The 12,061-nt window shown below is 42.4% G+C and carries 12 protein-coding genes and 1 pseudogene; 7 read left to right on the forward strand and 6 right to left on the reverse strand.

Annotation, left to right across the window (positions count from 1 at the left end; genetic code table 11):
* Window positions 1–305 precede the first annotated feature (305 nt).
* Both HXY43_RS06550 and HXY43_RS06555 read right to left on the reverse strand, forming a co-directional pair.
* Window positions 306–2,222, reverse strand: a complete 1,917-nt coding sequence (locus HXY43_RS06550) for a transketolase C-terminal domain-containing protein (RefSeq protein WP_290881415.1) — start codon at window positions 2,220–2,222, stop codon at window positions 306–308.
* A gap of 297 nt (window positions 2,223–2,519) precedes the next feature.
* Window positions 2,520–2,651, reverse strand: a complete 132-nt coding sequence (locus tag HXY43_RS06555) for a hypothetical protein (RefSeq protein ID WP_290881417.1) — start codon at window positions 2,649–2,651, stop codon at window positions 2,520–2,522.
* 128 nt (window positions 2,652–2,779) lie between these two features.
* Between HXY43_RS06555 and HXY43_RS06560 the strand changes: the two genes are divergently transcribed.
* Window positions 2,780–3,664, forward strand: a complete 885-nt coding sequence (locus HXY43_RS06560) for a YihY/virulence factor BrkB family protein (RefSeq protein WP_290881420.1) — start codon at window positions 2,780–2,782, stop codon at window positions 3,662–3,664.
* Between the two features lie 375 nt (window positions 3,665–4,039).
* Here HXY43_RS06560 and HXY43_RS06565 read toward each other — a convergent pair whose 3' ends face one another.
* Window positions 4,040–5,209, reverse strand: coding sequence for an acyltransferase (locus tag HXY43_RS06565; RefSeq protein WP_290881422.1), 1,170 nt, complete (start codon window positions 5,207–5,209; stop codon window positions 4,040–4,042).
* A gap of 1,000 nt (window positions 5,210–6,209) precedes the next feature.
* Between HXY43_RS06565 and surE the strand changes: the two genes are divergently transcribed.
* On the forward strand, window positions 6,210–6,947 hold the full coding sequence (gene surE, locus HXY43_RS06570) for a 5'/3'-nucleotidase SurE (RefSeq protein ID WP_026735107.1): 738 nt from the start codon (window positions 6,210–6,212) through the stop codon (window positions 6,945–6,947).
* A gap of 204 nt (window positions 6,948–7,151) precedes the next feature.
* Here the strand turns inward: surE and HXY43_RS06575 are convergent, their stop codons facing one another.
* The gene (locus tag HXY43_RS06575) at window positions 7,152–7,451 is read right to left on the reverse strand and encodes a hypothetical protein (RefSeq protein WP_290881425.1); all 300 of its coding nucleotides are present in this window, start codon (window positions 7,449–7,451) and stop codon (window positions 7,152–7,154) included.
* A 573-nt stretch (window positions 7,452–8,024) separates the two neighbouring features.
* Between HXY43_RS06575 and HXY43_RS06580 the strand changes: the two genes are divergently transcribed.
* Together HXY43_RS06580 and HXY43_RS06585 are read left to right on the forward strand one after the other, a co-directional pair.
* Complete coding sequence (locus tag HXY43_RS06580; RefSeq protein ID WP_290881428.1) at window positions 8,025–8,708, forward strand: sugar transferase; 684 nt, start codon at window positions 8,025–8,027, stop codon at window positions 8,706–8,708.
* Between the two features lie 204 nt (window positions 8,709–8,912).
* Entirely contained in the window at window positions 8,913–9,416 is a 504-nt protein-coding gene (locus HXY43_RS06585; protein WP_290881431.1) for a GNAT family N-acetyltransferase, read from the forward strand.
* Here HXY43_RS06585 and HXY43_RS06590 read toward each other — a convergent pair.
* Window positions 9,413–9,547, reverse strand: a complete 135-nt coding sequence (locus HXY43_RS06590) for a hypothetical protein (protein ID WP_367161466.1) — start codon at window positions 9,545–9,547, stop codon at window positions 9,413–9,415. The two genes, HXY43_RS06585 and HXY43_RS06590, sit on opposite strands and share 4 nt — an antisense overlap.
* A gap of 362 nt (window positions 9,548–9,909) precedes the next feature.
* Here HXY43_RS06590 and rnhA point away from each other — a divergent pair, with 362 nt between their 5' ends.
* Window positions 9,910–10,824, forward strand: a complete 915-nt coding sequence (gene rnhA, locus HXY43_RS06595; RefSeq protein ID WP_290881433.1) for a ribonuclease HI — start codon at window positions 9,910–9,912, stop codon at window positions 10,822–10,824.
* 83 nt (window positions 10,825–10,907) lie between these two features.
* Here the strand turns inward: rnhA and HXY43_RS06600 are convergent.
* Window positions 10,908–11,138, reverse strand: a pseudogene (locus HXY43_RS06600) (glycosyltransferase family 2 protein); the annotation flags it as partial.
* Window positions 11,139–11,196: 58 nt separating this feature from the next.
* Between HXY43_RS06600 and HXY43_RS06605 the strand changes: the two are divergent.
* Together HXY43_RS06605 and HXY43_RS06610 are read left to right on the forward strand one after the other, a co-directional pair.
* Window positions 11,197–11,673: an NAD(P)H-dependent oxidoreductase subunit E gene (locus HXY43_RS06605; protein ID WP_290881436.1), complete on the forward strand. Its 477-nt coding sequence runs from the start codon at window positions 11,197–11,199 to the stop codon at window positions 11,671–11,673.
* 62 nt (window positions 11,674–11,735) lie between these two features.
* Window positions 11,736–12,061, forward strand: a 326-nt coding sequence (locus HXY43_RS06610; protein WP_290881439.1) for a (2Fe-2S) ferredoxin domain-containing protein, incomplete at its 3' end; no start/stop codon positions are given.

A 12,061-nucleotide genomic window follows, 5' to 3' on the forward strand; every position in this document is an offset into this window, starting at 1 on the left:
AGATATGAATTTACAATTCACGGGTATGACCAGACGTAGCATTGCTACGTCTCTACAATGATTTGGCATCGAGCTACAAAAATGTATGCAAACATAATTCATGACCAAATTCAGCAACGTCAAATAAACCTTACCCCCAACCCCTCTCCCACAAGGAGAGTGATTGGGGGTGAAGTATTTATTCACTTTAGCTGACTTAACTTAAGTACAACATTGCACAAATTCGTAACGAATTAAATGTGGAAAGACTCTGCGTGCCTCTGCGTTTAAAAAAGCTACGATTTTACGCAAAGCTGTACTTAGCACTAGCCAACTAATTCTTTCACTTTCTTGATGATGCTTTCAGGATCAAGTCCTTGATAGGGGAACTGTTCCCATAAACCGCCACAACCTTCTTTATGAATGCCGAGATGAGCAAACTTTGGTGTGAATCCGCGCTCAAGCAACCAGGAACCAAAGCGGCTACCCAGCCCTGTGCGGCGATTTAGTGCTTCCACAACCAACACAAAAGGCGCTTTACCAACTTTGGCAAGCATTTCTTCATCAATGACGTTGAGTGTAGGCTTGTTGATTAAACCTACGTCAATTCCCTGCTGTTTGAGATGTTCCACAGCATCAAGGGCGCGATACAATGCATCGCCAAAGCTAATAATGTAGCCAGCAGAACCTTCGCGCACGACTTCATCTTTACCAGGGACAAAGGTATAACCTTCGCCATAAAAGTTTTTACCGTTCGCGTCTAGAATTTGCGGTACTTTGGAACGGGTGGAGTAAATAAATCGTAACCCTTGGTCAAAGAACACTGCTTCAACGCAGGCTTTCATTTGGCCAGCATCAGCCGGGAAGTAAAGCCGTGTTTCGTAGCCGTCATCTAGTCCGTTGTCGGCAAACATATTGTTCAGACCAAAATGGCAGGTATTGTCTGCCATATCGTCCACACCGCAGTGAGAGAAGTGGCACAGAACATTGGAGTAGTTTAACCGCGCCATCGTAATTTCGGAAATGCACATTTCCAAAAAGGCGCTGAAAGTACCAAAGATGCCCTGCTTGCCTTTTTCCATACCGAATCCAGCGGCGGCGGAAAAGTTGCCCCGTTCCATAATGCCGGAACTGACAAATATTTCTGGATAGGCATCGTGAATTTTCTTCAGTCCGCAGGAGCCTTCCAGGTCACTATCGATACACATTACCTTTTCCTGGCGCTCGGCTGGACTCATGCGACTGAGAACAGATACTACCGCGTCACCAAACACGTTGCGGTTGGAATCCCATTTCTCGCTTACACCGAGAAAAGTATATGGTAGCTTCGGTTTTTGGATATTCTTGAGGTAATTGACAGCTTCGGTTCGTCCGTGTTTTTCTAGATAAGCGATCGCCTTATCTACTGGGATAACATCATGACCGTGGGTTGAACCCTCTATACCTTCAATCCCCACAGCCATCTTGCGCTTGTTGACGAGAGCAACTGGCCCGTCAGTGGTTACTGCTTCACAGATGCGGCGATACAAATCATCCAAGTCCTCGGGATTCCCCACATTCACGTTAACTCCGTGACCCGTGAGTGTTTTAGTAACACTAAAACCTGGTAGATATTCGGAAGGATGTCCGGCGATCGTGACATCATTATCGTCGATAATCAGCTTCACGTTGAGATTTTTGGCAACCGCCAAACGTGCTGCTTCTGCATCATTACCTTCTTGTTGCGAACCATCAGAACCAAGGCAGATCACCACCTTGTCTGGATTCGCCATTGCCACCCCGTTAATGTAGGGCCAAATGTGTCCCAGACGCCCAGAGCTAAATTTCACGCCTGGTGTTAATCCTAACTCAGGGTGTCCAGGTAGTTGAGAATGAGCTTCACGATAACGGGCTAGCTGCTCAAAGGGTAAATCGCCGTGCAGAGCAGCCATAAGATACTGGGTAGCAACTCGGTGTCCTGCTTCATCAAAGAAAATCGGCACAAATTTATCTGGTGCGCCTCGGAATAATGCATCTAAGATTACCACCTCTGGTACTGTATCGTAAGGGCCACCAGTATGTCCTCCCACGCCCTTGGCTGCTCCCGTGGCGGTGAAGAAAACAATCGCATCCCGGCACAATTGAATATTGGCTTTTAGCGTCTGACGTTGCTCATCGGTGAGGTTTGGGTTGCTAGGGTCTAGTGCCAGTGGCTTATAGGCTGCTAAATCAATCGGAAAGCTACGTTCTGCGACATTAGTCATGGCTGATTTTCCTTGATTATCTGATTGTCATCATAATTGAGAGAGTCAACCAATTTTGGATTTTGGATTTTAGATTTTGGATTTTTTTTATAGTTGAAATGCGAGTCCGGCGATCGCCACACACAGTAAAAAAATTTGTTTGTATAAATAAATAGTCCACAACCTAAAAGAATTACGCCAAAAACAATCAGCGAAAGCACCAAGGATAATAAATTTTCTCCTGTAAAAAAAGTAGAGAAAAAGATAAATAAAACCTTGATAAGGAACGACACGACTTCTAGCGACTTTACTACTGTGTCACGATTCAGCACCAGTTGCAATAGCAGATAAGCTAGTTAAGCAAATATTTTGAGAAACTGCGATCGCTAAAAATTCCTCTTGCTTGTTACTCCAATCAGGCAGAACATCCAAAAATGCAAATTTTTGCAAGAAATTTCTTCAATGGCTAACAAAAATTGCTGAAATGACTTATTTGCTCTTGCCAGCCAAAACTGACTTTCACAAAGCATACAGTCAGCATAAAATTAGTCAGACTCAGGTTTGATAACCGCCAACATATGCTATCTACTCGCTTTATCCGTTTCTTTCGCCACCTCAACTTTCGGGTTCTCAAACAAGTTATTGACGAGAGTGGCAAACACCGATTATTTGGTCTGGCTGCGGAAATGGCGTATAACAACTTATTAGCCTTGTTTCCAACCCTTGTAGCAATCCTAACTGTAATAGGGATGTTGGAAATTCCTCAAGATAAAGTTGATGCTTTGGCCCAGCAAGTACTGAATCTAGCTCCAGAACAAGTTCCGCTCCTGATTAAGGAATTTGTCGGACAGATACAGTTACCTCAAAGCGGGAAAGTGTTGTATATAAGTTTTATCGTAGCCTTGTGGGTAGCCTCTGGGGCAATTAGTGCTGCGATGAGTGCAATGGATGAGATTTATCAAATTCCACCAAACTTGAAGCGACCATTTTGGAAAGCTAAACTCGTCTCTTTGTTATTGACAATTGGCACCATTAGCTTAGTACTGATTGCTTCTTTCTTAGTGTTTATCAGTGACTTAATTGTCGAGTTGGTACAGATTATTACAGAAGTTCCAGGAACAACATTTTTATCTACTTGGACTTTTTTTCGTTGGCTTTTAAGTTTAGCGATAATAGCTTATGCCTTTAGCATCATCTATCGTCACGGGCCTAGTCGATGGCCAGCCGGAACTCCTATAATGCCAGGAGCATTTATCGGAGCCCTGTTATGGGCAGTTGTTTCTAGAATTTTTCGAGTATATGTCTCCAATTTCGCAAATTACAATCTGACTTATGGTGCTTTGAGCGCAGGAATTGTGCTATTGTTGTGGCTTAATTTGAGTTCTTTGGTGATGCTGATTGGTGCAGAGTTAAATGTAACCGTCGGAAAGGTAATGCGATCGCAAAAGGAGAAGATGTTTTAATTCATTGACTAGCTGAAATTATACAATTTTGGATTTAATATTTTGGATTGTGGAAGAGTTACATAATAAGCTTTTTGAGCATCCCTCGATTACAATTATTTTTCCAATTGGTATTAATTATTTATTTTCATTGCCGAGTATCGTAAAATGAAATCTTAACAGAAGATGTATTTTTTGTAGAAAATTTTCAGTAGTGATTATATTGATTTAGATAAATCACGATTTGTAATGAGCGTATTTATCGCCATCAAGTTGCCGATGTCACCGATACCAGTTTGTAGGTCGCCTAAAGCACTACGTAACTGAGTTATGAGTTATGAAGATTTAAGGTTATTAATAAATTAATTTATACCTTTGTTTCGTCTGAAATATATTTCAACTCAACGCATCTTTGACTTTACGCTTTTTGAGGAAACTGGACATAAACGGCCGTTCAAATACTAAGTAAAACAGATAGGCAAATATCAACGAGGCTGTCACACCCAGTATGTACAATGACACTGCATACCTAGTAGGAGGCATATGTAAACTCAAAAGAAAGCGACTCACCAATGCTAATACTGGCCCATGAGTGAGGTATAAGCTGTAAGAAAATGTCCCTAGCGCGATCGCCCAAGGATGCTCAAACACCTGGAGAATTCGAGGTAGCTTTTTGCCATTGATCGCTAACTTGGTGCAGTGAATAAATAGACAAGCTGTGGCAATCCCAAAAAGATATTCACTAATCCATATATGCAACCCCAGGCGTCTCCACTCAGTTAAGAAAGCAACAACGGTAAATGCGATCGCCAATTTATCCCACGGTAGTGAATTTCTTAAGTTAACTAACTTAGGTTTTTGCGAAAATCCAATCTCAGCTGCTGCCATTCCCATAGCAAATACACCAAGAAACCAAGGACTGGCTGATGTTAACAATCCATTCAAAAGATATAAAGGTGCTAATCCAATTAAAGAAGCGCTAATGACTACTGATAATAAGCCAAAACGCCGCCATATCGGTAGCAATAAAAGTGGAAATAAAAAGTATAACTGCCACTCAGTCGCGACAGTCCATAAAGGTGGGTTAATAGATGCGGAGATATCACCATTAATGTTATGAATTAATAACAGGTGATAAACTAAATCTCTCAAAGAAAAATAAGGAGAAAAAGGGTGAGCACCTGGTATGTATTCCCATTGAAAAATTGTCAATTTCTCTAGTAATATTATACCGGCAGCTAAAAGAATACAGAGAACAAGAGTAGCATAATAAGCAGGCAAAATTCGCCAAGCTCGCCTTTTAATATAACCGATAAAACCTCCGGAAATAGTATTGCTTTGGGAGCGGATTACCGACAGCATTAATCCATAACCAGAAAGTAGAATAAAAACTACAACACTGATGCGACCGTATCTCATCATTAACTGGAAAATTTTCAACCAGAATGGTAATGTCTCTCCCATTGATGGCTCAATATGGACAAACAATATATATACAGATGCTAGTCCCCGCAAGCCGTCTAAATAATGTAAATGCAGTTTTTTATTTGTAATAATTTCCGTCATTCGCTCAATACCTTACCTACTATTTTTTTGCGATCGCCATGTTTTGAATAGCGCCACAGCTATCCTGCTTTTTTAATCAAGCTCAACATTCTTATGACGCTGAAAATGCCGGCTTAATAAATCAGTAGCAGGAAGTCACTATAATTTTTGTCCTCAGTGGAGACGCTATTAAATACAAGTGTTATTCAGTTACAAAATGTAGACGCAAAACAAATAAGCTGTTTAAAAACAGAACTTGACAATTTGCTTGAGAGCAAATTCGATCGGAACTATTTAAATTTATTAACTTTGCCCTTACTGCTCCAAAATACAACACTTTTTCTTCGCATCACATTACTAGAAACTAGCAATAATTTCTTTGCATGTATTGACTAGTTCAGCATGCTAGTTTTCACTAGCAAAGCGATAGAAAAGAAACAGTAAAGCTATCTGACTTACATTTATGGCAACTAAACTTTTTTCTGAAATCCCGCTTTTGAGTCGCGAATTTCTGTTAGCTGTTGTTTTTTTAGCACAACAAACAACCAAGTATTAACAACAGCTTTTACTAAAAAGTTCACTACCTTTTAGATGTGCCATAGATGTAAATTTTGAATTGATTGTAATATTCCCAATTAGTAATACTCGCTTATGGTGGAGTATCTCCAACTTCGGCCATCACATTCAATCTCAGGGAAAAAACATACGCGCTTCCCCGATTCATATGACGGCTTACTTGCAGCCAGATTTTAGATGCTGCTGTAATCATGACCCGCGAAAAGAATCTATAAACAATTTACGTACTCACCACAGCGTCCGTATTTTGACGGTACTACTGAATTTAAGCATTACTCCAAATTTACAAATATTTTTTCCGAATGGAGTTATATTTTTTTACAATTTTCATGAAACTTTCATGAAGTTACGATCATCTTCATAATATGCTTTGCATTCTCTAGACCAGAACCACATCAAGAGGGAAAAAGGGGAAAATCAAAAAGTTAGCCATTGCCGAAATACTATGACCCTAATTCTCACTAATGATGATGGTATAGACGCCCCAGGCATCAAGGCGCTACTTAAAGCTGTAAACAAACTTGGTATCAGTGACTGGCAAGTGGCAAATGGAAAGTACCCAGCATCCACTACCAAACTTCCCATAATTGTAGCCGCTCCCAAAGATCATCTTTCGGGCTGCGGGCATCAAGTCACCACAACTCGCGCGATCTACGTTCACCGTCGTTCAGATGATGAGTATGCGATCGCTGGTACTCCCGCTGACTGCGTTAGAATTGCGTTAACACATATCTGCAATAATGTCCAATTTGTGTTGTCTGGGATCAACGCTGGTGGCAACTTGGGAGTAGATGCTTATATTTCTGGTACTGTCGCCGCTGTCCGAGAAGCAGCAATGCATGGTATTCCTGGAGTTGCTGTTTCTCATTATCGCAAAGGCAAGCTGAATGTTGATTGGGATGTTGCTGCACGTTGGACAGCTAATGTTTTAGCAGACTTACTCAACCGTCCTCTAGAACCGGGAACTTTTTGGAATGTAAATTTGCCTCATCTGCTACCAGGAGAACCCGATCCGGAAGTTGTGTTTTGCCAAGCTTGTACTAAACCTTTGCCCATCGACTACCGAGTTGAGGGCGATGAATTTTATTATGCTGGCGTATATCAACAGCGCGATCGCACTCCTGGTAGTGATGTTGATGTTTGCTTTTCAGGGAAAATAGCAGTAACTCAGTTAAGGGTTTAAAATCAGTTCAGAATTCGGAATTGAAAATGGTGAATTCCGAATTCTGAATTAGTAGTCTGCCACAAAGATTATGACAGGCTAAGAAAGTTTGTAGTAAGTACTTTAGTACTTAAATGAGGGCTAAAGCCCACCCTTCGGGAAGCCGCTCTTACGAGCGTCTACACTACAAACCTATCAAAATTAGTGTGGTGGATAGATTGACTTTCAACTATCTGACCCTTCAATTAATGTCATCATTCGGTCTAGAGTTTTTGTAAGTTGAGATAGTCTTTGCAGTGAATCATCCTGGGTTTCCGCAAGAGTTTGCACTGCATCGCACAAGGCCAAAATTTGATAGCCTTGTTGCTGTAGCTGTTTTCCCTGTTGTTCGACTTGGGTACTAAGACTATCTACTCTTTCCGCCAAACGCTCAATTGTCTCGGTGGTGGCGAGTACTGCTTCCCCTATTTGTTCCACAATTGATTCCAAGCGACCTATTTTAACTTCCGCCCCTGCAACAACCATTGATTTAGCTCCTCAACTTTGAGATAGCATGACAGTAAATTTTTGCTGCTTATTCTTAAATAATTAAATACAAACAGCCCAAACAAGTAGCTATTGCCACTTTCTTATTAATTTGTGATTTATTCCGGACACTGATGCAGCAAAAATAAACCTAACTATTAGTTAAGAAAGTAAAATGCTCACGACCTGAGCACGATCACCTTCTGTCAGAGTTTCAAATAGGAAGTTCCTCTTTTCTCCACTTCTACAAGAAGTCTAAAGTTTTTGGAAGAGGAGTGTTGCCCACTATTTGCACGTGTCACATATTTGTTGAATGTTTCGATGTTAACACTCAGTTAGTAGCAAATGCTAACACAATTACCTGTAAAATCCAGATTTAAAATCATATTTCATCCCCCATAAGATATATTAAATACTCTTTATCTGAAATTTATAAAAAATGATAATCAAGGTCGCCTTGATGAAGATTCGGTGAATCTACTGTTGTAGTTGAGTTTCTCTATAGAGCAAAGTCTATATTCAAAAGTAAAGATACGTAAAATTATATTTTTTAATCAACATTACGGCTTGACAATGTACCAAACACCATTCATAACCGTTGTTGAAAGTGCAACCTCTAACGATAACACTTGGGAATTACAATTTACCTCTCACCCTTCGGTCAGATCTAAATTTAAACGTTGTTTAGATATCGTGGGTAGTTTGGTTGGGCTATTGATATTGGCGATTCTGTTTGTACCAATCGCGATCGCCATCAAACTAGATAGTCCAGGCCCTATTTTTTTCAAACAAGAACGCTATGGGTTGCAAGGGCGTCCGTTTTATATCCGCAAATTCCGTTCAATGGTATCTAATGCCGAGCAGATAAAATACTTAGTAGAAAATGAAGCTAACGGACTCATATTTAAGAATAAAAATGACTTTCGAGTCACCAGGGTTGGGCGGTTTTTGCGAAGCACAAGTTTAGATGAACTACCACAGTTTTGGAACGTATTGGTAGGCGAAATGAGTTTAGTCGGAACACGTCCACCCACTGCGGATGAAGTAGCTAACTATAACCAGCGTCACTGGTTGCGTTTAAATGTAAAACCTGGTTTGACTGGTGAATGGCAAGTTAATGGTCGTTCCCACGTGAAAGATTTTGAACAAATTGTCGATTTAGATTTGCAGTATCAGAAGAAATGGCATCCAATGTATGACGTCTTACTAGTTGCCAAAACTTTCTACATCCTCTTGGGTAGAGTGGGAGCTTTCTAAAAGTCATTCTCTCACGATCGCGTCACGTGCTACAACGCGCTGGCTCTAAAATTCAAAACGGTATAATTAAGCAGATTGGATCTGAATTGGGAACTGAATAATAAATTCTGTCCCCTGAAGAAGTTGAGAAATACATTTCAAACTTCCACCATTCATACCGGAATATTCGAGGGCATCCTTCACCATTTCCTGAGTCTTGCGATAATGAACAAAATAAATATTTCAATTCGAGATGCATTGCCGACGGACATCCCAAATATCATGAAATTTATCCATTTAAAGGCTGAATTCGATGGTTGTCCGGAAACAGCAAAAGCAACTCCTCAGAAGTTAGAAGAAGATTTTTTTGGAGACAAACCCCTTGCTTTTATTCTTTTGGCTGAGGTTGATGGAAATGCTGTTGGGTTCGCTACATATCACTTTATCTATTCCACCTTCCTAGCAAAACCTGGTATTTGGCTTGATGATTTGTATGTCAAAGCAGAACATCGTAACAAGCGAGTTGGTGAATTACTAATGTTACGCTTATGCCAAATAGCGCAAGAAAAAGGCTGCGGTAGAATCGATTGGACTGTAGCTAAATCCAACGATCGCGGCATCAAATTTTATGAAAGAATGGGTAGTAAGATTGTTGAACGGGTGAGATTGTGTCGATTAGATAGTCAGGCGATCGCAACTAACGCATCTCTACAAGAAAAAATTCCCTAAAACTCAAAAGCCGAAATAATTTCTTGCTCAGCCTCTCCTGCTTTTATCCACTCCTGCAACGCTGGTAGTGCCAAAATAGCTTCAACGTAATCTTTAGCAATCGATAAAATACAAGCATAACCACGATACAAAAGAGTGGCAGATGCTCAGATGACTTTGGCAGTGGCTAAAAAGGCTTTTTCAGCATTTATTTGGAACTTCTCTCCAACCCTCTACAAAGCTGAGATTCCTGCAAACACCAAAAACCCCTGAATATCAAGTCCAGCTAATTCATGTTCATTAAAAACCCTCACTCCCTGCCCCTCTCCCAACTTGAGAGAGGGGCAGGGAGTGAGGGCAGATACGATAACTAATCAAACCCAAGCCTTCTTTTTGAGTTTAGGCATAGGTGTAATTGCAATTATGCTAACCTTAATTATTCTCCGTATTTTCCGCCGCTAAACTCTTTTTTTTCTCTGCGTTCTTTGCGTCCTCTGCGGTTAAAATCTTAACCATGTCATATCAACGCACAATTCAAAGTATATACACTGATGGTGCTTGCACCGGCAACCCAGGCCCTGGGGGTTGGGGTGTTGTCGTCTACTTCAGCGATGGTTCCATTCATGAAATAGGCGATGCTTCCCCCAAAACTACCAATAACAAAATGGAGATGCAAGCCGCGATCGCTGCTTTACAATTTCTCAAAGCATCCGGACAAACCGAACCTATCACTCTCTACACTGACAGCGAGTATCTGATCAACTGCGTTACCAAATGGGTAAAAACCTGGAAACGAAAAGGCTGGAAAAAAGCAGATGGTAATCCCGTCCTCAATCAAGACTTATTAGAGGAACTCGATCAACTCAATAGCAGTCAGATAAAATGGCAACACGTCCGGGGTCATGCAGGTAATGAAGGAAACGAACGCTGTGATGCGATCGCTCGTGCCTTTGCCGATGGTAAAACCCCATCACTGAGACAAGTTTCCGGCATTAATCCATTTGATGCATTTTTACGAACATCAACTGAAACTGTGGTAGCAAGCGTATCTGATTGTAACCACGAATCGACGATAATTAACAAAAATACACAAGATATCAGTGCTCTTGCATCAGAGATAACTATGATGGATACATCGAATCATTCAACTACCCTCTCCCATGAGGAATTACCACGCGAAATGAGGGTGGTACAACTCCACAACTTAGTGGAAACCCTACGGATCGCTGACGAAATAGCCGAAAAAGGCTACTTAATCACCAGTTCAGAATTGGCAGACTTGATGGATGTCCACGCCAGCGCCGTTACTAGTCGCGGAGATCAATGGCGCTGGCGTAACTGGATCGTTTCGCGAGTCAGACGAGAAGGTAATCAAATTCTCTGGGAACTCGAACGCGGCGATCGCATTAAAGATGAAAATGACGAATAAATTATGAACAATCAATGATGAATTATGAACGATCAAAATTTTCATAATTCATAATTCATAATTCATAATTCATAATTCATAATTCATAATTCATCATAACTTCTTCCCCGCCACTGTCGTGGAGTGCGGAATGCAGATAAGAAGATTCGCATTACCGCCAAAGGATCAGCCAATGGGGAAAGCCAAAACAACCAACCGCCTCTAGTCTGGGTGCGATCGTAACAGGGTGCGATCGCCAAAAGCATAGCAAAGCGAACTATCAGCAGAAATGTATTTAGCCCCAATAGGAAGAGAGGGGGAGAGGGGGCGAGGGGGGGACAAGGGGACAGAGGGATAGGGGGACAAGGAGACAGGGGGACAAGGAGAAATATTATGCCGATCTCCGTCAGTGAGATCAACGACATCATCAACCAGGAAGCGCAAGGCGATGGCTCACTCATCGCGGCGTTGGAAGCCATCCAGGCGCATTATCGCTACCTGCCGCCTGAGGCGTTGATTCTAACTTGTGAGCGGTTAGGCATGCCGCTGTCGCAAGCCTACAGCGTGGCAACGTTTTATAATGCCTTCAGTCTAAAGCCTAAAGGCAAACACTGCCTGCACGTGTGCATGGGCACGGCCTGTCACGTGCGCGGCAGCCCCTACGTGCTCGATCGGCTGCAAACCAGGTTGGGCATCAAGGCTGGCAGCACGACACGCGACCGGCTATTCACGCTGGAAACGGTCAATTGCCTGGGCGCGTGCGCTTTGGGACCGATTGTCGTGACCGACGGCGAATATTCTGGACAGATGACGCCGCAAAAAGTTGATCGGCTTTTGAAAAACATCACGCGGGCGGAGGCAGAAGAATGAAGTTGCGGTCTGAAACCGACCAACGACCAACGACCAATGACCAACGCCCACACCTGCAGTCTGTGGCAGACTTTCAAGCGTGGCAGGTTGCACTTGCCGCCGCATGGGACGAAAACAAGCCTTGCCTGCGCGTGTGCGACGGCACCGGCTGCCGCGCCTTGGGCAGTCAAAAAGTGCTGGCCGGCCTGCGCGAGGAGATCAACAAGGCGCGGCTGGATGCCGCGATTCAAGTCGTCGGCACGGGCTGTCCGGGCTTTTGCGAATGTGGGCCGCTGATTACAGTTTACCCGCAGCGCCTCTCATACCAGAAAGTTAAGCCCACCGACGTGCCAGAGATCGTTCACAAGACGCTAATGGGCGGCGAGACCATCGAGCGGCTGCTGTACAC

The sequence above is a fragment of the Fischerella sp. genome, assembly GCF_013388695.1.
In the GTDB taxonomy this organism is placed as follows: domain Bacteria; phylum Cyanobacteriota; class Cyanobacteriia; order Cyanobacteriales; family Nostocaceae; genus PCC9605.

Coding starts and splice junctions, on each gene's coding strand:
- surE (WP_026735107.1), top strand. CDS start 6,210: ATGACCCTAATTCTCACTAATGATGATGGTATAGACGCCCCAGGCATC.
- HXY43_RS06575 (WP_290881425.1), bottom strand. CDS start 7,451: ATGGTTGTTGCAGGGGCGGAAGTTAAAATAGGTCGCTTGGAATCAATT.
- HXY43_RS06560 (WP_290881420.1), top strand. CDS start 2,780: ATGCTATCTACTCGCTTTATCCGTTTCTTTCGCCACCTCAACTTTCGG.
- HXY43_RS06565 (WP_290881422.1), bottom strand. CDS start 5,209: ATGACGGAAATTATTACAAATAAAAAACTGCATTTACATTATTTAGAC.
- HXY43_RS06605 (WP_290881436.1), top strand. CDS start 11,197: ATGCCGATCTCCGTCAGTGAGATCAACGACATCATCAACCAGGAAGCG.
- HXY43_RS06550 (WP_290881415.1), bottom strand. CDS start 2,222: ATGACTAATGTCGCAGAACGTAGCTTTCCGATTGATTTAGCAGCCTAT.
- HXY43_RS06580 (WP_290881428.1), top strand. CDS start 8,025: ATGTACCAAACACCATTCATAACCGTTGTTGAAAGTGCAACCTCTAAC.
- rnhA (WP_290881433.1), top strand. CDS start 9,910: ATGTCATATCAACGCACAATTCAAAGTATATACACTGATGGTGCTTGC.
- HXY43_RS06585 (WP_290881431.1), top strand. CDS start 8,913: ATGAACAAAATAAATATTTCAATTCGAGATGCATTGCCGACGGACATC.